General features: G+C 72.0%; 14 protein-coding genes. 5 read left to right on the top strand and 9 right to left on the bottom strand.

Annotated elements, in window-relative coordinates:
* The first annotated feature begins 94 nt into the window (after positions 1-94).
* Together A0130_15530 and A0130_15535 are read left to right on the top strand one after the other, a co-directional pair.
* Positions 95-2,572: a glycosyl transferase gene (locus A0130_15530; protein ID ANF32884.1), complete on the top strand. Its 2,478-nt coding sequence runs from the start codon at positions 95-97 to the stop codon at positions 2,570-2,572.
* On the top strand, positions 2,569-3,573 hold the full coding sequence (locus A0130_15535; protein ANF32885.1) for a hypothetical protein: 1,005 nt from the start codon (positions 2,569-2,571) through the stop codon (positions 3,571-3,573). The genes A0130_15530 and A0130_15535 overlap by 4 nt, the downstream gene beginning before the upstream one ends.
* 1,665 nt (positions 3,574-5,238) lie before the next feature.
* Here A0130_15535 and A0130_15540 read toward each other — a convergent pair.
* Genes A0130_15540 through A0130_15560 form a run of 5 tightly spaced genes read right to left on the bottom strand, consistent with a single transcriptional unit; the run spans position 5,239 to position 9,486 of the window.
* Positions 5,239-6,792: a hypothetical protein gene (locus tag A0130_15540; GenBank protein ID ANF32886.1), complete on the bottom strand. Its 1,554-nt coding sequence runs from the start codon at positions 6,790-6,792 to the stop codon at positions 5,239-5,241.
* Between the two features lie 4 nt (positions 6,793-6,796).
* Positions 6,797-7,174 carry a hypothetical protein gene (locus tag A0130_15545; protein ID ANF32887.1) on the bottom strand — a complete coding sequence of 126 codons (378 nt, stop codon included), beginning with the start codon at positions 7,172-7,174 and terminating at the stop codon, positions 6,797-6,799.
* Entirely contained in the window at positions 7,174-7,908 is a 735-nt protein-coding gene (locus A0130_15550; GenBank protein ANF32888.1) for a glycosyl transferase family 2, read from the bottom strand. Before A0130_15550 ends, A0130_15545 begins: the two co-directional genes overlap by 1 nt.
* Positions 7,909-7,966: 58 nt before the next feature.
* Positions 7,967-8,527, bottom strand: coding sequence for a hypothetical protein (locus A0130_15555; protein ANF32889.1), 561 nt, complete (start codon positions 8,525-8,527; stop codon positions 7,967-7,969).
* Positions 8,524-9,486, bottom strand: coding sequence for a hypothetical protein (locus tag A0130_15560; GenBank protein ID ANF32890.1), 963 nt, complete (start codon positions 9,484-9,486; stop codon positions 8,524-8,526). Before A0130_15560 ends, A0130_15555 begins: the two co-directional genes overlap by 4 nt.
* A gap of 100 nt (positions 9,487-9,586) precedes the next feature.
* Between A0130_15560 and A0130_15565 the strand changes: the two genes are divergently transcribed.
* On the top strand, positions 9,587-11,443 hold the full coding sequence (locus tag A0130_15565) for a hypothetical protein (protein ID ANF32891.1): 1,857 nt from the start codon (positions 9,587-9,589) through the stop codon (positions 11,441-11,443).
* Between the two features lie 10 nt (positions 11,444-11,453).
* Here the strand turns inward: A0130_15565 and A0130_15570 are convergent, their stop codons facing one another.
* Positions 11,454-12,341 (bottom strand): glycosyl transferase family 2, encoded by an 888-nt coding sequence (locus tag A0130_15570; GenBank protein ID ANF32892.1) that lies wholly within the window; start codon positions 12,339-12,341, stop codon positions 11,454-11,456.
* 209 nt (positions 12,342-12,550) lie between these two features.
* On the opposite strand from A0130_15570, the gene A0130_15575 reads away from it, so the two are divergent.
* Positions 12,551-13,786 carry a hypothetical protein gene (locus A0130_15575; GenBank protein ANF33487.1) on the top strand — a complete coding sequence of 412 codons (1,236 nt, stop codon included), beginning with the start codon at positions 12,551-12,553 and terminating at the stop codon, positions 13,784-13,786.
* Here A0130_15575 and A0130_15580 read toward each other — a convergent pair.
* Genes A0130_15580 through A0130_15590 form a run of 3 tightly spaced genes read right to left on the bottom strand, consistent with a single transcriptional unit; the run spans position 13,728 to position 17,562 of the window.
* Positions 13,728-15,017 (bottom strand): exopolysaccharide production protein, encoded by a 1,290-nt coding sequence (locus tag A0130_15580; GenBank protein ID ANF32893.1) that lies wholly within the window; start codon positions 15,015-15,017, stop codon positions 13,728-13,730. The genes A0130_15575 and A0130_15580 overlap by 59 nt on opposite strands.
* A 23-nt stretch (positions 15,018-15,040) precedes the next feature.
* Positions 15,041-16,381 (bottom strand): exopolysaccharide production protein, encoded by a 1,341-nt coding sequence (locus A0130_15585; protein ID ANF32894.1) that lies wholly within the window; start codon positions 16,379-16,381, stop codon positions 15,041-15,043.
* 14 nt (positions 16,382-16,395) lie between these two features.
* Complete coding sequence (locus A0130_15590; protein ANF32895.1) at positions 16,396-17,562, bottom strand: mannose-6-phosphate isomerase; 1,167 nt, start codon at positions 17,560-17,562, stop codon at positions 16,396-16,398.
* Positions 17,563-17,677: 115 nt separating this feature from the next.
* On the opposite strand from A0130_15590, the gene A0130_15595 reads away from it, so the two are divergent.
* The gene (locus A0130_15595) at positions 17,678-18,856 is read left to right on the top strand and encodes an acyl-CoA dehydrogenase (GenBank protein ANF32896.1); all 1,179 of its coding nucleotides are present in this window, start codon (positions 17,678-17,680) and stop codon (positions 18,854-18,856) included.
* Positions 18,857-18,895 lie beyond the last annotated feature (39 nt).

An 18,895-nucleotide genomic window follows, 5' to 3' on the forward strand; every position in this document is an offset into this window, starting at 1 on the left:
GCCAGAGAGCTTAGCAAGTCCCTGTCGCCGCGCCCCGGTGCGCCTCAGGGGGCCTTGGTAGGCTGGCGGGCGCATCCGCCAGCGAAAGGACCGCATGCCCACCACGCGCCCCGGAGTCGTCTCCGTCGTCCTCGTGAACTTCCGGGGAACCGACGACACGCTGACCGCCATCGAGCACCTCGGCCGGCTCGACTGGCCCGCCGACCGCCTCGAGATCGTCGTGGTCGAGAACGCCTCCGGCGACGACAGCGCCGAGCGCATCCGCCGCGAGGCCCCGCACGTCGTCCTCATCGAGTCGAAGGCCAACCTCGGCTTCGCCGGCGGCTGCAACCTCGGCGTGCGCAGCGCCTCCGGCGAGTACGTCGCGTTCCTCAACAACGACGCCAAGCCCGACGCCGCGTGGGTGCGCGCCGCCGTCGAGCGCTTCGAGTCGAGCTCGCGCGTCGGCGCGGTCGCCAGCCGGGTGCTCGACTGGGACGGCGAGAAGGTCGACTACATCGGCTCGGCCATGACCTGGTTCGGCCAGGGCTACAAGCCGCTGACGGCGCAGCCCGTCCCCTCGACCCCGGACGTGCCGAAGGACGTGCTGTTCGGCACCGGCTCGGCGATGTTCGTCCGCCGGTCGGTCTACGAGGAGCTCGGCGGGTTCGACGAGCGCTTCTTCATGTTCTTCGAGGACGTCGACCTCGGTTGGCGGCTCAACCTGGCCGGCCACCGGTTCGTCTACGAGCCGGCGTCGCTGGCCTTCCACAAGCACCACGCGTCCATGTCGTCGTTCGGGGCGTTCAAGGAGAGCTATCTGCTGGAGCGCAACGCGCTGTTCACGCAGTACAAGAACCTGGGCGAGGAGGCGCTGGCGACGGCTCTCCCCGCGACCCTGGCGCTCACGGTCCGTCGCGGCGTGGCCAAGGGCGGCCTCGACTCGACCGAGTTCGACCTCCGCAAGGGCGGCTCCAACGACCCGACGATGGAGATCGACAAGGAGACGGTCGCCGCCGTCTACGCGATCGACCAGTTCGTCGAGAACCTGCCCGGCCTCACCGCCGACCGCGAGCGCATCCAGAGCACCCGCGTCGTCGCCGACAGCCGGATCTGGGCGCTGTTCGGCGAGACCGACGCGCCGTCGTACACCGACGAGCACTACCTCGAGGGTTACGACAAGCTGGCGACCGCGTTCCCGGTCACCGAGAGCCCGGCGGTCACCCGCGTCCTCATCATCACCGGCGACCCGATCGGCGCGAAGATGGCCGGCCCCGCGATCCGCGCGTGGAGCATGGCCGAGGCGCTGGCGAAGGACAACCTGGTGACCCTCGTCTCGCTCGCCGGCCTCGAGCCGGTGTCCGCGCCGTTCGACGTGGTCCACATCCGCCCGGGCGACGACCGCGCGATGAAGGCGCTCGAGCGCGAGAGCGACGTCATCGTCTTCCAGGGTCTCGCGATGGCGCTGTTCGAGAGCCTCCGCAAGACCGACAAGATCATCGTCGCCGACGTCTACGACCCGATGCACCTGGAGCAGCTGGAGCAGGGCAAGGAGCTCGGCCGGGCGCAGTGGGACAAGCAGGTCCTGGATGCGACCGACGTGCTGAACGAGCAGCTCGAGCGCGGCGACTTCTTCCTGTGCGCCTCCGAGCGGCAGCGGCACTTCTACCTCGGCCAGCTCGCGGCGCTGGGCCGCATCAACCCGGCGAACTACGACGACGATCCCGACCTCGACCACCTCATCGACGTCGTCCCGTTCGGGCTCTCCGAGACCCCGCCGGCGCACGAGCGCGACGTCCTCAAGGGCGTGCTGCCCGGCATCGGCCGCGACGACAAGCTGCTGCTCTGGAGCGGGGGCCTCTACAACTGGTTCGACCCGAAGTCGCTCATCGAGGCCGTCGCGCGTCTGTCGGAGACCCACCCCGACGTGCGGCTGTTCTTCCAGGGCACCAAGCACCCGCATCCCGGTGTCCCCGAGATGGGCATCGTGGCGGAGTCCCGCCAGCTGGCCCGCGACCTCGGCGTGCTCGACACCGCGGTGTTCTTCAACAGCTCCTGGGTCGACTACGCCGACCGGCAGAACTACCTCACCGAGGCGGACGCGGGTGTGAGCACGCACTTCTCGCACGTCGAGACCACGTTCTCGTTCCGGACGCGCATCCTCGACTACCTCTGGGCCGGCCTGCCGATGGTGGTCACCGAGGGCGACCACTTCGCCCAGTTGGTCGAGGAGGAGAAGCTGGGCGTCGTCGTCCCCTCCGGCGACGTGGCGGCGCTCGCCGCGGCGCTCGAGAAGGTGCTGTACGACGAGAAGTTCATCGCCGCCGCCAGGCGCAACGTCGCTCGGGTGCGGCAGCGCTACTTCTGGAGCGTCGTCCTGGCGCCGCTGGTGGACTTCGTCGCAGACCCGCGGCACGCGGCCGATCTCGTCGCTCGCGGGGTCGTCGGCTCCGGCGCTCCGGTCAAGCGCGCGACGACCCGCCGTAAGAAGCACGGCGTCCGGCACGACGTGGGTCTGTTCTTCCACTACATGCGCAACGGCGGCCCTGCCGTCGTGGCGAAGAAGATCCGGAGCCGGCTGGGGCGGCGATGACCGACGCGGCGACGGCCCCGACCATCTCGGTCGCGCTGTGCACGCATAACGGCGCGCGGTTCGTCCGGAGGCAGCTCGCGGGCATCCTCGCCCAGACGCTGCCGCCGGCGCAGCTGGTGGTCTCCGACGACGCATCGGCGGACGACACGGTCGCGATCGTCGACCAGGAGGTCGCGGCGCACCGCGCCTCCGGTGCTCCGACGCCCGAGCTGGTGCTGCTGCGCAACGAGACCCCGCTGGGTGTCACGGCCAACTTCGAGCAGGCGCTGCGAGCGTCCACGGGCGACCTGATCGCGCTGAGCGACCAGGACGACGAGTGGGAGCCCGACAAGCTGGAGCGGATGGCCGCGTACTTCGCTCAGCGTCCCGGCCTCGGCTTCCTGCACACGGATGCGACTCTCATCGACGACGACAGCCTCCCGGCCGGCGGCACACTGTTCGGCGTCCTGGAGGTGACGGATGCGGAGCGCGCGGCCGTGCACTCGGGACACGCGTTCGACGTGTTCGTGCGCCGCAACCTGGCCACCGGGGCGACCGCGATGGTGAGCGCCGACCTGCTGCGGATCGCCCTGCCGTTCCCGGCGGAGTGGGTGCACGACGAGTGGCTGGCCGTCCAGGCGGCGGCGCGCGGCCGGCTCGACCTGAGCGAGCGTCCGCTCACCCGCTACCGGCGTCACGACGAGAACCAGATCGGGGCGGGTGACCCGACCCTCCGCCACAAGATCGGACGCGTGCTCGGTCGCCGTGGCGATCGCAACCGGATGCTGGCGGTGCGTTCGCGCATCCTCGCCGAACGTCTGGCGGGAGCCGCCGACGTGCCGTGGGAGAACCGCACGCTCGCGGAGGAGAAGGCTGCGTTCGAGGCGGAACGGGCGGCCCTGCCGGTCAGCCGGCCGGCGCGCGTGGCCCGCGTGATCCGCCTGGCCCGCGGAGGCCGCTACGGCCGCCTGGCGAGCCGAGGGCGACTGGACGTGCTCCGGGACCTGCTGCAACCGGCGTGAACCGCCGGGCGCCGTCGCCGTCGCCGGACGCGCGGAACAGCAGGACCGCCGCGACCGCGAACGCTGCGGCGGCGACGATCAGCACCGCAGGCGCGCCGCCGAGTGGTGCCCAGTCCGGCGAGCCGAAGAGCAGCGTCTTGACCGAGCCGTTCGAGCCGACCGCGTAGCGACGCAACGCCGTCTCGAACGCCCACAGCTGCCCGATCGCCGCCAGCGTCACGACGAGGACGCGCAGCCGCAGGCGGCTGTGCCGCGCCCGGAACACCGAGTCACCGAGCAGCGCCGCCAGCCCGATCACGAGGCAGAGGAACAGCGGCAGATTGTACCGGCCCTGCCAGATGAGGCCGCCGCCGTGGATGTAGACGGCCTGCACGACCGCGGGCAGCAGGAGGAAGGCGCCGACCAGTACCGAGGCGACGAGCAGTCGCCGGCCGCGGAGCACGAGCAGCGCGCCGACGCAGAGTGCGCCGATGGCGAGGCCCCAGACGTACAGCACCGGATCGGGCGCCGGGGTGTCCATCCATCCGAACAGGCCGACCAGGCCCTGCGAGTATCCGACGGTCCCGAGGAACACCTTCTGGAACCCGGTGACCGGCGATGCTCCGACACCGGGGAACTGCAGCGCGTCCTCGGGGTGGGCGATCGCGTTGGCCAGCGAGTTGGTCCCGAAGGTCCAGGCCGCCGCGGCGAGCGTGCCGGCGGCGACGACGCCGATCGTGACCAGGACGGCCGGGCGCCGCAGCAGCTGCGCGAGGCCGCGTCCACCGGTGAGCAGCAGCGGGACGGCCAGGGCGGCGAGCACCCAGAGCGGCGAGAGCCCGCGCGCGTTCACCGCGACGACGGCCGACACGGCGATGATGGCGGCGCGCCCGCGCAGTCGATCCGGGGCGGGGGAGAGCGTGACGCCGAGCATCCCGCAGAACACCGCGAGCGTCGCGGTCGCCTCGACGGCGCTGGGGTTCACCGTCCCGCTCAGGAACAGCAGCATCGGGGTGACGGCCACGGCGAACGCGAGCACGGGCATCCGGCGCTCGCGGAACGTCATCACCACGGCGAAGGCGAGCGCGGCGAATAGGGCCGAGAGCACGGCGCTGGCCACCCGCATGGCCGTCAGCCCGTCCGCGTCGCCGAACAGCAGCGACGGCCAGCCGACGAGGGCGTAGTACAGCGGGTTGTACAGCCCGGCGGAGGTGGGCGCTTCCACCAGCGCGGCCGGATCGGCCTCGGCCGGGAGCGGGCAGTTCGCCGGGACCGTGGGCTGGAACGCGTAGCACGTCTCGCGGTGCGCATCCGCGACGTACTGCGGCACGTGGACGAGGTTCCCCCACGCGGACGGCTCGCCGAACAGCTCGCCGCGCACCACGCTGGCGGCGCGGATGATGTGCGCGGGCTCGTCCGGAGAGGCCGAGGGCGGCGTCGCCCAGGCCCAGATCGAGCCGAGCACGGCGAGGACGGCCCACGCGGCGAAGAAGGCGGCCACGGGGCGCCCGACGGGCCTGCGGGTGACGGCGACGAGCCGGGAGAGCTGCTCCGGGCGCGTGCGCGGCACCGTCGTCACCGCGTACGTGCGGGCGTCGTCGCCCGGCGGCCGGCATCGGTCTGAGGAGGCACGGTTGCACCCTAGCGGACGGGCAGGGCTCGCGGGGCGCCGTTCCTCCGGCGTGCCTAGACCGTCGAGTGCACCAGGCGGTCGGCCGGCGGCTCGGCCGCGACCGTCGGCGTGCGCGAGGCGCGCACGCCCAGCCACACGCCCGCGGCGAGCAGAGCCGCGGTGAGCAGGAGCCAGAGCAGCACTCCGCCGGGCGGGCTCCAGGGCGGCGACCCGATCAGCATGACCTTCAGCGACCCGGTCGGCCCGACGGTGTAACGGCGGAGCGTGCTCTCGAAGGCGTAGAAGTGGGCGGCGGCCAGCGCCACCAGGCTGATCAGCGTGAGCCGTCGCAGCCATCGGGCGGCCGGGGCGATGTCCACGGTGCGGTCGAGGGCCACGGCGAGTCCGACGCAGAGGCAGACCAGGAGCGGCAGCGCGTAGCGGCCCTGCCAGATGATGCCGCCTCCGGTGATGTACGCGGCCTGCACGATCGGGGGCAGCAGCACGTAGGCGCCGAGCAGGGCGAGGGCGAACACCAGGAGCCGCCCGCGGAGCAGGCAGACGGCCGCGAGGAGCAGCGCCCCGATCAGCGCCGCCCAGATGAAGAAGACCTCCGGTGGCGCGGGCGTGTCGAGCCAGCCGAACAGCCCGATCGCGCCGTGGGCGTACTCGATCGTGCGCACGAGGGTGATCCAGAAACCGCTGAGCGGGTTCGTGCCCTGCCCGGGGAAGTGCTGCGGGGTGGAGTCCGGGTTCTCGACCGCGTTGTAGAGCGAGTTGCTGCCCAGCGTCCATCCCACGGCGAAGAGCGCGCCCGCGGCTACGACGCCGGCCGCGATCCACACCGCACGGCGGCGGAGCAGGTCGCGGATCAGCGGGAGCGGAGCCAGGATCAGCGGCACGGCGATCGCGAGCAGCACCCAGAGCGGGGAGAGACCGCGGGCGTTCACCGCGAACGCGCCGGAGACGGCGACGACCGCGGCGCGCACGGCGAGCCGGTCGGGCCGTGCATCGAGGACCACCGCCAGCATCGCGGCGAAGAGCGACAGTGTCGCGGTCGCCTCGACGGCCGTGGGGTTCACCGAACCGCCGAGGAAGAACAGAGCGGGCGTCATCGCGAGGGCGAACCCGAGCAGGGTGAGGGCCCGGCGCGGCAGCGCCCACAGCACGGCGAAGCCGAGGGCGGCGAAGAGGGAGGCGAGGATGCCGCTGACCACGCGCATCGCGTAGATCCCGGCGTCGTCGTGGAAGAGCAGCGACGGCCAGCCGACGACCACGTAGTAGAGCGGGTTGTACAGCCCCGCCGTCGTCGGCGCGGTGGTCGGCGCATCCGGAGCGGAGGGCGCGGGAGCCGCATCCGGGCCGTGCGTCACGCAGTCGGCGGTGCGCTCGTAGTGGAACGCGAAGCAGGTGAGCTGCTGCGTGCGGGCGATGTAGCCCGGCACCGTCACCAGGTGGCCCTCGGGGGACGGCGTCCCCACCCACTCGCCGCGGACGACGCTGGCGGCCCGGATGATATGGGCCGGCTCGTCCGGGGAGGCCGAGATCGGGGTCGCCAGGGCCCAGCAGGCGCACAGGGCCGAGAGGAGGGACCACACCACGAGGAGCGGTCGCCACAGTCCGCGCAACCCGCTACTCCTGCTCGCGGCTGAGCTGGGCGACGCGCTCCTCGAGCTGGCTGATCCGCAGCTCCTGGAGGGCGCTCCGCTCGGCCAGGGTGCGCGACTTGCTCTCGAGCGTGGTCAGTTCGGAGCTGTGCTGGATGCAGACCAGGAACAGCACTGCGATGCTGACGAAGAAGACCAGGTTGACCGGCTGGCCGACCCCGATCAGGCCGGCGGCCCAGTCCAGGATGGCCGGGAAGACGCCGATCAGGAGCGCGAGGCTGCCCGCGACGATCCACCAGATGGCGTGACGCTCGCGCATCCGGCCGCGCCGGAGCATCTCGATGACCACCGCGAGCGTGAGCAGCGCGGCGAGGATTCCGAAGATATAGCTGGTGATCGACATCAGGCCGTCGCCGTCTCCTTCAGGGCTGTGCGCGGGCGCATGAGGGCCACCAGCAGGGCGACGAACGCACGCCCGAGATAGACCGCGGACTTGACGAAGTTGTGGGAGGGCTGGCCGCCGGACCGCGGACGCATCGCGACGGGGACCTGACGGACGCGGAGCCCCGCCCGTCCGGCGATGACCAGCGCCTCGATGGTGTCGCCCAGGTACTCGGCCGGGAAGGAGTGGGCGAAGAGGGCGATCGCGCGCGGTCCGTTCGCCTTGAAACCGCTCGTCGTGTCCTTGAGCGGGGTGCGTACGACGCGGCTGAGCACCGTGGAGAGCACGCTCATCGCCCACTTGCGCGGTCCGCGCACGGTGTAGTCGCCCTCACCGGAGAAGCGCGCGCCGATGACCAGGTCGGCGTCGTCGAGACCGGCGAGCAGCGCGGGGACGAGTCCCGGGTCGTGCTGGCCGTCGGCGTCGATCTGGACCGCGACCTGGTAGCCGTTCTCGACCGCGTACTGGAACCCGAGTCGGAGCGCGCCGCCGACGCCCATGTTGAACGGCATGGAGGCGACCTGCGCACCGGCCGCCCGGGCGACCTCCGCCGTCGCGTCGAGAGAGCCGTCGTCGACGACCAGCACGGAGGCTCCCGGGAGCTTGGCGTGCACCTCGGCGATCACCGCCGCGACCGACTCCTCTTCGTTGAAGGCGGGCATGACGATGAGCGTGTCGGAGAGGGCGTAGGGCATGGCAGTCACGGTACTAGATGGGCGGCGGAGGGAGACGGCACGGAGGCGGGCGTCGGAGTCATTCTCGCACGGAGAGCCGGGTGGTCACCGAGCGGATGGTGAGCCAGGCGCCGACGGCGGCGGCGGCCGTCAGCACGACGACGAGGACGATCCAGCCTCCCGGCGGCTGCCACACCGGGTGCCGCAGGAGGTCGAGCCAGGTGCCCGTGCTGGTGAGTCCCGTCACGTAGCGCCGCACCATCCACAGGAACGCCGCGGCCTGGCCGATCGCCAGCAGGACGATCGACACCCGGACCAGGGGCCGCAGCGGCCCCGCCGGATCGAGCGCGGGAAGGGCGCGGTCGAGCCCGATACCGGCGAGCAGGAGCAGCATCACGGCGGGAGCCAGGGTGTACCGGCCCTGCCAGATGTAGCCGGCCACACCGATCACGGCGGCCTGCGAGAACGGCGGGACGAGCACGAGGGCGAGCCCGATCGGAAGCGCCGCGAGCTGCGTCCGGCGTCCGCCGAAGACGATGCCGGTGACCAGGATGCCGCCCCCGACGACGGCCCAGATCCCGATCGCGATGGCGGGAGCCGGGATCTCGAGCCAGCCGAACTGCGCGATCCACCCGGTCATGAAGGAGAACGTCTGATCGATGGTCCAGGAGAAGCCCTGCCCCAGCTGCTGCCCGCGCCGATCGGCTGGTAGGCGGGGGTGAGGGCACGGGGACGCAGGTAGAACACCGCGACCGCGAGCGTGACAGCGGCGACGACACCGACGGCGACCCACGTCGCCCACCACCGGAGCACGATGCGGAGCGCGGAGCGGTCGGACAGGATGAGCGCGGCCACCAGGGCGAGCAGCAGCCACAGCAGCGCGATGCTGCGGGTGTTCACGAGGAGCAGCGACACCGCGGTCACGCCGACGAGCCGCCAGGCCAGCGTCCGCCGCGACGCCGGTGCGCCGAAGGTGGCGGTCAGGAGGGCGAACACGGCCGCCGTCGCCGCCACCTCCAGCCCGTTCGGATTGACCGTCCCCGACAGGAAGAGCGTCATGGGCGTCACGCCCGCGGCGAGGGCGACGGTCGCCCACCGCGACCGGGGGAGCGACCGGACGGCGACGAACGCGAGCGCGAGCAGGGCGGCGCACAGCGCGGCGCTCACGAGCCGCATGGCGTACAGGCCCTTGGCGCCGTCGAGCACCGCGGTCGGCCAGCCGACGGCCAGGTAGAACACCGGGGTGCTCAGACCGGTCGACGAGTGACCGGTGGCGGGCTCGTCCTGGTCGGCGATCGGGGTGACGCACGCCGGGGTCTGGGTGATGTCCCGCTTGAAGCACGGCATGTGCTTCTCGAGCTGTGCGAAGTACTCCGAGACCTTCAGATCGATGGTCCCGGGGACGGCCGTCGACTCCGGCCCGAAGAGCTGACCGTGCGCGGCCGCGTAGGCCCGCATGGCATGAGCCGGCTCGTCGGGGCTGGCGCCCTGCGGCACCGCGAGCGAGTAGGAGCCCATCATCAGGAACAGCACGCCGAAGGCCAGCCAGAACGTCGTCCACGCGCCGCGGACGCCGGTCCGGGGTGGCACAGAGGTCATCACGGCATCCTGTCGGTCGCGGAGCACCTGCACGAACCCGGTGAGGTAGGTTCGGATGCTGGGCGGAGGCCGCCCGCGCAGGCTGACGAAAAGGGGACAGGTGGACGATACCATCCGAGCTTCACGCGCCCGGTGGTGGTCCGCGGCGGTCCTGCTGCTCATCGCGGCGGCCGGTGTCGTCCTCGCGGCGGCGGGCGTGACGATCTGGGTCCTCGGCGCCGCGGCCGCCGTCTCCGTCGCAGCGGCCTCCCGGTCGCGGGTGGTGGGCATCGCCGCCGGAGTCGTCGTGCCGCTCGTGGTGGGGGCGTTCGCCGTCCGCGCGTTCCACAAGGTCGGGCTGAGCCTGGCGGCGGGGAACATCCTCGTGCTGAGCGCGACCGTGGTCGTCGCCCTGGCGGCCGTGGTCTTCGGTCGCGGGTTCCGGCTCCCGTCGTCTCGCGGCTGGTGGCTCGCGCTCGCCGCCGGCGCCCTGCCGGCCCTGGTCGCGGTGGTGTTCTGCGGCCTGCCCCTGCTCCGCGACGGCCACGCGCTGTCCTGGGCGATGCAGAACGACGCCGTGTGGAACCTCGTCTCCTCCCGCTTCCTCATCACCGACGCGGGACTCATCCCCTCGCTGCACCCGAACGTCTCGCCCCTCGTCTCGGTGCTGCTGGCGGCCGCGATGGCCACCGGACGCCCGGAGGCCGGCGCCCCCGGGCTCCTGCAGCACGACATCGCGGCGATGGCGGGCGTCTTCGCCGCGACCACCGTCGTCACCGCCTTCCTCGCCGGGCTGGTCGCCGGGCAGCTGGTGCGCGGGCCGCGCCCGGTGCTCCGTTCGATCGCCGCGGTGCTGGGCTCCGCGCTCATCCTCTCGTGGTTCGTCGCCGGGTTCTCGATCCAGTTCGGCTTCTACAACGTGATGCCGACGCTGGCGTGCCTCTTCGCCGCGTGGCTGGCGTGGCGCGGCGCCGGGCGCACCCCCGTCGCCGCCATCGGCATCCTGCTGCTGGCGGCGACCGCGCTGCTCGCGCTCTGGGCGTTCCTCGCGATCATCCCGCTCGCGCTCGCGGGCGTGGCCGGCGTCCGCTGGCTCCTCGGCCGCCCCTGGTGCGCGGGCGTCCCGTGGGTCGCCTGGGTCGCGCTCGCGGTCTGCGCCCTGCAGCTGGTGGCGTACGCCCTGCTCTTCTCGGTGCCCGACCTCCGCCGGGAGCAGGGCGCGCTCGCGCAGGGCGGCTCGATGGCCCCGGTCACACCCGCGCTGCTCTACGTGCTGGCCGGCGTCGCGATCGCGCTTGCCGCGGTGAGCTTCGCCACGCCGGGGCGACGCTCGCATCTGCTCGGGGTGCTCGCGGTCGTGGTGCCGTCGGTCGGGGTCTACATCTTCCTCGCGAGCAACGTGGGCGCGGACCAGTACGCGTGGGGCTACTACCCGGCGAAGCTGGTCTGGTTCATCGGGATCCTGTCGCTGGTCCTCTCCCTCGGCCTCGCGCTCGACGCGGTCGCCGCCGCCACGCTCACCGTCTGGCGCCGGGTCGCCGCGGTCGCCGGCGTGCTGATCGCCGTGGGGTCGACCGCCGCGGGGGTCCTGCCGAAGCCGCCGACGTTCGGCGCTCTGGTGCCGTACGCGGACATCCTGCATGGACAGGGGGTGGCCAGCGGCGACGCGGTGCTCCCGACCCTCTTCGCGCTGAAGGACCCGTCGCAGGCCCACACGATGCTCGCCGGCTACTTCGACTGGCGCGCGGACGGCTTCGCGAACCTCTGGCTGCTCGGCGCGTCGGCCACCAGCGGCACGGACCCCATCCGGCCGTTCGGCTACTCGCTGCGGGTGGACGACCCGCAGCAGGTCTGCGCCGCGCTGGGCGCCTGGGGGCCGGGCGCCGAGATCCGGACGCACGACGAAGGCCTGGAGGCCCGCTTGCGGGAGCTGTGCCCGGACGCCGACCCGCGGGTCGTCGTCGGCACGGTGCGCTAGCGCCGCCCGCTCACCAGCCGCGGAGGATGTGGCGGCTCAGGGCCCGCAGGCCGGCGCCGTCGCGCTTCTGGATCGCGCCGGGCAGCTTGGTCGCCGCGTTGAGCCGGGACGACCAGTGCGCCCCGGCGACGCGGGCCGCGTGACGCCAGCCGCGTGCGCGGAGGCGCGACTTCGCATCCAGGAAGAACGCCCGCTCCTCGTCGAAGCGCGTGCCGTCCTGAGCCGTCCACGACGAGACGCTGCCCGCGTGCCGTCGGTAGCGGAAGGCGTGCTCGGGGAGCAGCACCAGGCTGCCGCCGTCGAGCACGATGTCGAGCTGCAGTGCGAGGTCGAGCACCACGTCGAAGGCGGCGTCGAAGCCGTGACGCCGGACGGCCGCGGTGTTCCAGCAGATCGAGGGGAAGTACGTCCAGTTGCCGCGCAGCAGGCTCACCGCGAGCTGCTCGCCGGACAGCACGGTCGGCTCCGCGTGCGACGGGCGGTACCAGGACTTCACGCGGTCGGCCAGCGGCAGCGCCGGGCGGCCGTCATCGCCGATCACGGTCACGGCGGGCTGGAAGTACGAGCCGTCCGGATGGCGCGCGATGGCGTCGCGCATCGCGGCGATGTAGCCGGGCTCCATCAGGTCGTCGCAGCCCATGAGCACGAAATGCGCGGCCTCGACGAGTTCGACCGACTTGGTGAAGTTGCCGCTGACGCCGAGGTTCACCTCGTTGCGTACATAGTGGATGCGCGCGTCGCCCAGCGAGGACACCCACTCCCCGGGGGCGCGGTCCGGGTACACGTCGTCGATCACGACCAGGCGCCAATCGCCGTCCTCCTGGGCCCGCACGCTCTCCACGGCGTCGCGGAACAGGCCGGGGTCGCCGTAGAACGGCATCATGATGTCGATCGTCACTGCGTCCAGACTTTCGTCGTAGTGTTGGCGTGCCGCGATCGCGGCCGCCGACCATCCTTTCACGCGCTTCCGGGGAGAGACCCATCACCGCCTTCGAACCGCTCAACGAGCCCATTCCGGACTTCGAGGAGGCAACGGCACCGCGGTCGGCTCGGTCGTCGGTCGTCCTGATCCTCGCGGCGACGGCGATCTCGGGGATCGCCGGCTATGTGGTGACCTGGCGGGTGTACACCGAGGTCGGTGCGGCGGGGTACGGCGTGTTCTCGGTGTTCTGGTCGGCCCTGTTCCTCGTCGTGGGCATCCTGTTCGGGCTCCAGCAGGAGTCGACGCGCGCGACCGCCCAGACCGTGCGCGAGACGCAGCAGGCGGCCGAGTCCGCCGCGCCGGGCGCCGGGCGCCGGACGTCGCTCTGGGCCTTCGCCGCGGTCGCGGCGGTCGTCGTCGCGGTGGCGGTGCTGCTGACCAGCCTGGTGTGGGCCGTCCCCAGCCTCGGCGCGGCGAACGCCGGCCTCGCCTGGTTCGTGGCCGTCGGCGCCGGCCTGAACTGCCTGGTCGCCGCAGCGTCGGGCGTCATGGCGGGAGCCGGGATGTGGCGGCAGCTGGCGACGATCGTGGCGCTGGACGGCATCCTGCGTGTGATCGGCGTGGTGGCGGTGCTCAGCGTGACGCACGACATCGTGCCGCTCGCCGTCGCGGTGATCCTCCCGTTCCCGCTCTCGCTGGCGATCGTCTTCCTCACCGCCCCGCGGGCGCTGGTGCAGAACGCGCGCGTCGCGCTCGGCGTGCGCTCCCTGGTGGCGAACACCGGGCGCACCATGCTGGCCGCGTCGGCGACCGCCGTGCTGATCAACGGGTTCCCGCTGGTGCTCTCGTTCTTCGCGGGGCCGGAGAACCACTCCGACCTCGGGTCGCTGGTGCTCGCGGTCACGCTGACGCGCGCGCCGATCCTCGTGCCGCTGACCGCGCTGTCGAGCTTCCTGGTCAGCCGGTTCTCGCACCACCCCGAGCAGACCGCGCGGACGATCGGGCTGCTCTTCGCCGGGATCGCCGCCGTCATCCTGGTGCTCTGCGGCGCGGCCTGGCTGTGGGGCGAGCCGGTCATGCACCTCGTCTTCGGGTCGCAGTTCGACCTGTCCGCCGGCGTCCTGGTCGCGCTGATCGCCTCCTCCGGGCTCATCGGTGCGCTGTTCGTGAGCGGGTCCGCTGTGCTGGCCAGGAACCTCCACGGCCTGTACGCCGCCGGGTGGGTGGCCGCCTCCGTCGTCACCCTGGCGCTGCTCTTCGTGCCGCTGCCGCTGGCCGGTCGCGCGGCGCTCGCCCTCGCAGCGGGGCCCGCGGTCGGCCTGGTGGTGCACCTGGTGGGGATGAGGCTCTCGCGCGGGTCCGTCAGCTCGCGTCGCGGTGCGGCAGACGCAGCCGCCAGCTCATCCCCTGCGAGGCCTTGACCGTGCAGATGACGAGCAGCATCCATCCCGACTCCACCAGGATCGAGCTCTCGAAGACGCTCGTCACCAGCAGCGCGACCAGCACCAGCGGCGCCCACGCGTAGACCGTGCTGCGGCGGTTGGAGGCGAGCAGCCACGACCGGCCGAAGGCGAGCGCGATGAGGGCGACGAAGAGCAGGAGGCCGATGATGCCTACCTGCAGGTAGACGTCGAGATACGCGTTGAGCCCGTTCGCGTGGTAGACCCCGGTGTTCGCCTGGATGGCGGTGAACGGGTAGAGGTCGGTCGGCCAGGAACCCACCCAGCCCCAGCCGACGATCTGCTGCACCGGGATGAGCTGCCAGATCTGGATCCACAGCTGGTAGCGCACCTGGAAGTCCGCGCGGGCGTTGAGCAGGTCGATCACGCGCGTCCGGTAGATGTACGCCACGACCAGGACGGCGACCGTGAGGAGCGCGAGTCCCCACTGGAAGTACACCCGCTGCGAGGCGGGCGCCTTTCGGATGAGGAACAGCGCCAGGGTCGCCAGCCCCACGACGACCGAGACGGCGGCGATGACGGGGGAGTGGGCGAGCAGGATGCACAGCGCCGCCAAGGTGATCGAGTACGCGGCGATCAGGGGCCGGACGGATCGGGTCCGCAGCTCGACGAGGAACGTCACGAAGGCGATCAACGCGACGATGCTCAGCTGGTTGCGGGTGCCGAACAGTCCCTGGATCGGGCCGCCCGCGGCGATGTTGCCCTGGATCGCGAGGAACTTCAGCGGCGCATCGATCAGCAGCCCGCTCAGCACCTCGAGGGCGAGGGACAGCGACAGCAGGAACCGCAGCGCGTCGCCCACCACCCGGACGATCTGGATGGCGTCCCGCACCAGCGCGATGTACACGGCGAGGAACGCGAAGATCAGCTGGTAGATCACCGCGGCGGACGTCGCCCACTGGTACTGGCTCCACAGGATGGACAGCGCGCACCAGCCGACGAACAGGAGCGCCGAGATCGGCAGCAGCCCGTGCCACTCGATCAGCCGCCACTGGGCCGCGAACGACACCGCGGCCAGGACGACGAGGACCGCCAGCGCTCCGATCAACCCGGGCCAGCCGATCAGCGCCCGGATGGCGTGCGTCGAGAACCCGGTGATCACCGCGAGCAGGGCGAGCGTCGAGGTGAAGCGGGCGGAGCCCAGGAACTCGGTCACCGCGGGCGGCACCAGGGTCCGTCGGGGCGTTGCCATGCTCACAGACTACGGGTCCCGGCTCAGCGGGCGTCGGGGACTGACCGCTTCGTGGACACGGCGATGGCGACGAGCAGCGCCCACCCGCCCTCGATCAGCATCCGGCTCTCGGCGAAGCTCTGCGCGATCAGCGCGGCCATCAGCAGCAGCGGGAGCAGCGTCGTCGCGGTGTAGGGCTTGTCGTCGGCGACGGTCCAGCGCGGGCGGTCGACGGCGAGGAACCAGCTGCGACCGAACGTCGTGAGCACCAGGAGGATGAACACGACGAGGCCGACGATCCCGAGCTGCAGCCACACGTCGAGCCACGCGTTGTGCGCTTGGAGGTACTCGACGCCGTTCCGTGTGGCCAGGCCGTCGAAGGGCTTCACCCACGGCGCCCAGTAGCTCACCCAGCCCCAGCCGAACACGGGACGCTGCTGCGCCAGGTGGATGACCGCGTCCCAGATGTCGATCCGGCCGGTGAGGTCCTCGCTCTTGCCGAAGAGCGCAGGCAGTCGGGAACCGAACACCGACACGAGCACGATCACGGCGGCGACCAGCACTATGGCGACGACGTAGACCGGGGTGCGTCGCTCGGGTCCGACGCGTCGGGTCCACAGTGCGAAGCCCAGGACCACGGCCGTCGCGAGAGCGGCGGCGATCACGGTCGCGGAGCGGGTCAGCGCGAGCGTCAGCACCGCCACGACCAGCCAGGTCGTCGCCGATCCGCGGCGCAGCGTCCGGTCGGCGCGTTCGATGGCGAACACGACGATGGCGAGCAGCGCGATCATCGCCAGCAGGTTGCTGTTGCCGACGATCCCCTGGATCGGACCGCCGTGGAACAGCAGGTCGCGGCTCCAGTAGAACGCCGACGGCAGCTTGCCCGACGGCACGGCCTGGACCGGCGTGAGCGGGAGCACCGGCTGCCGGACGAACACCGCGACGACGAACTCGAACAGGAGCGAGAGGCCGAGGATCCAGCGGAACGCGTTGCCCAGCGCGTTCAGCAGCCCGGCGGTCGAGAGCCGCAGGCCGAGGAACAGCCCGCCGATGGTCGTGAGGAGCTGGGCGAGCACACCGAGCGCACTCGCGCCGGGATACGCCGACCACGCGATGGAGAGCACGGCCAGCGCGAGGAACACCAGCAGCGTCTTCGGCGTGGTGCGCCACCGGAACGCCGGCCGCGACCGAACCACGAAGACCGCACTGCCGACCGCGAGCGCCGCGGCCAGCACGAAGTACCCGGGCCAGCTGATCAGGTCGCGCCAGAACTCTCCGGCGAACAGCGTGAAGAGCAGCACGGCCGCGAAGATCGACTCGGCCGTCCCCGTGACCGCCCGGGCGGCGCGGATGCGGGCGCCTAGCGCGGGGGTCGGGCTCGTCACCCCCGAAGGATAGCTCACCGGTTGGGGGTGGCGACGAACACGGTACCCGGGCCGTGCGCGACCGAGACCGCGCCTTCGTCCGCCGTGATCACGGTGGACTCGCCGCGGCGGAGGGTCGTGCTGCCGGAGGCGCCCGTGAGCGTGACCGTTCCCTCGGTGCAGAGCGCGATCGCCGTGCCCGGCAGGTCGAGACGGGCGTCCGCGACCTCGCCGTCGAGCACCACGCGGGCGAGCTGGAAGTCGGGCACGTCCGGCCGGAACACCTCGACGCCGGACGACGGGTGCTCCGGCGCCAGCGGGGTCGCGCGGATCGGGGAGAAGTCGAGCACCGAGACGAGCTCCGGCACATCGATCCGCTTGCGGGTGAGGCCGCCGCGCAGCACGTTGTCGGAGGCCGCCATGAGCTCGATGCCGAGGCCCTTCAGGTAGGCGTGGATGTTCCCCGCCGGCAGGTAGAGCACCTCGCCGGGCCGGAGAGTCGCCCGGTTGAGCAGCAGGGCGAGCACGATCCCGGGGTCGCCCGGAAACGCCGCATCGAGCATCCGGACGGTGTCGGCGTCCCGGTCGTCGGGCAGTGCGCGGACGGCCGCGACGACCTCTGCGACGAGCAGGTCGACGTCGGTGTCTCCGCCGAGCAGCCACTCGGTGGCACGCCGCAGCACGGCTCCCGGCTCGCCGTCGAGCGTTCTCGCGAAGCCCGAGATCACCGCGCCGCCGGTCGCCGCGGCCGCGAGGCGCTCGAGCGCTGCGCGGCTCTCGGCCGGGTCGCGGAAGCCGCAGAGCGCCTCGAACGGGTCGCTGAGCGCGAAGATCAGCTCCGGCTTGTGGAACGGGTCCTTGTAGTTCCGGTCCGCCGAGTCCGGGGCGAGCCCGGCGGCGTTCTCGCGCTCGAAGCCGGCGCGCGCCTGCTCGGGCGACGGATGCGCCTGCAGCGACAGCGGGCCGTCCGCGGCGAGCACCTTGAGCAGGTAGGGGAGGTCGCTGGTCCGCTCCCACGCGGCCAGGTCCGCCGCGCCGTCCGCCGCGGCCGGGTCGAGCACGCGGGCCGGGGAACCGGGATGCGCGCCCAGCCACAGCTCCGCCTCCGGGCCGCCGCTGGGCTCGGTTCCGAGCAGGCCGGCGATCGCCGTGGTGGAGCCCCACGCGTAGTCGCGCGGAGTGTTGCCGATGCGCACAAACATGCGTCCTCATCCCTTTCGTCGCGTTGGACCAAACTACCAATCGCTTTGTCCGCCCGGCCTCCCGTCCGTAGGCTGACGACCGCCCGACCATCCCTGTGGACGCAATGGAGCAGACATGCCCTTCGAGACCATCGCCGGCGACTTCTACGGCTTCGAGAACCAGCTGACCGACCGCGAGAAGGAGTTCATCGCGACCCTCCGCGCGCAGCTCGAGACCGAGGTCAAGCCGATCGTCAACGAGTTCTGGGAGAAGGCGGAGTTCCCGCATCAGATCATCGACGTCCTGCACCGCAACGGCGCGATCGGCCTGGGCTTCCCGGAGACGGCGCCGTTCGAGAACTCCGCGGTGTTCCGCGGCTGGGTCGCGCTGGAGCTCGCACGCATCGACGCCTCGGTGAGCACCTACGTCGGCGTGCAGAACGGCCTGGCCCTCGGCGCCATCGGCGTCTGCGGCTCGGACGAGCAGAAGGCCGAGTGGCTGCCGAAGCTGGCGAGCGGCGAGGTGCTGGGCGCCTTCGGCCTGACCGAGCCGACCTCCGGCTCCGACTCGGCCCAGGGCCTCAAGACGGTGGCGACGCGCGACGGAGACGACTGGATCCTGAACGGCTCCAAGCGCTGGATCGGCAACGCGACCTTCAGCGACATCACCGTGATCTGGGCCAAGAGCGCCGAGGACGGCCAGGTCAAGGGCTTCATCGTGCCCAACTCCACGCCGGGCTTCACGGCCACCAAGATCGAGGGCAAGCAGTCGCTGCGCATCGTGCAGAACGCCGACATCACGCTCGAGAACGTGCGCGTCCCCGAGTCGCTGCGGCTGCAGAACGCCAACAGCTTCAAGGACACCGCCGCGGTGCTGCGCCTGACCCGCGCCGAGGTCGCCTGGGCGGCCGTCGGCGTCGCGGTGGGCGCCTACGAGGCCGCGCTGCGCTACACGAAGGAGCGGGTCCAGTTCGGGAAGCCGATCGCGTCGCACCAGCTCATCCAGGACCTCCTGGTGAAGTCCGTCGGCAACATCACCGCATCCATCGGCCTGTGCACCCGCGTCTCCGAGATGCTGGACGCCGGCGAGCAGCGCGACGAGCACTCGGCGCTCGCTAAAGCGTTCGCGACCTCCAAGATGCGCGAGACGGTCGCCTGGTGCCGCGAGGCCCTCGGCGGCAACGGCATCGTGCTCGACTACGACGTCGCCCGCTTCTTCGCCGACGCGGAGGCGCTCTACTCCTACGAGGGCACGCGCGAGATGAACACGCTCATCGTCGGCCGCGCGGTGACGGGTCAGGCCGCGTTCGTCTGAGCGCCCGACCCGCCCGGTAGGGTTGAAGCTCCGTCGAAC

It is taken from the genome of Leifsonia xyli (assembly GCA_001647635.1).
Classification (GTDB): domain Bacteria; phylum Actinomycetota; class Actinomycetes; order Actinomycetales; family Microbacteriaceae; genus Leifsonia; species Leifsonia xyli_A.

Excerpts from the sequence above, each read along its gene's own strand:
- A0130_15590 (ANF32895.1), bottom strand. The coding sequence starts at position 17,562 with ATGTTTGTGCGCATCGGCAACACTCCGCGCGACTACGCGTGGGGCTCC.
- A0130_15535 (ANF32885.1), top strand. The coding sequence starts at position 2,569 with ATGACCGACGCGGCGACGGCCCCGACCATCTCGGTCGCGCTGTGCACG.
- A0130_15545 (ANF32887.1), bottom strand. The coding sequence starts at position 7,174 with ATGTCGATCACCAGCTATATCTTCGGAATCCTCGCCGCGCTGCTCACG.
- A0130_15550 (ANF32888.1), bottom strand. The coding sequence starts at position 7,908 with ATGCCCTACGCCCTCTCCGACACGCTCATCGTCATGCCCGCCTTCAAC.
- A0130_15560 (ANF32890.1), bottom strand. The coding sequence starts at position 9,486 with ATGACCTCTGTGCCACCCCGGACCGGCGTCCGCGGCGCGTGGACGACG.
- A0130_15580 (ANF32893.1), bottom strand. The coding sequence starts at position 15,017 with ATGGCAACGCCCCGACGGACCCTGGTGCCGCCCGCGGTGACCGAGTTC.
- A0130_15595 (ANF32896.1), top strand. The coding sequence starts at position 17,678 with ATGCCCTTCGAGACCATCGCCGGCGACTTCTACGGCTTCGAGAACCAG.
- A0130_15530 (ANF32884.1), top strand. The coding sequence starts at position 95 with ATGCCCACCACGCGCCCCGGAGTCGTCTCCGTCGTCCTCGTGAACTTC.
- A0130_15555 (ANF32889.1), bottom strand. The coding sequence starts at position 8,527 with ATGACCGGGTGGATCGCGCAGTTCGGCTGGCTCGAGATCCCGGCTCCC.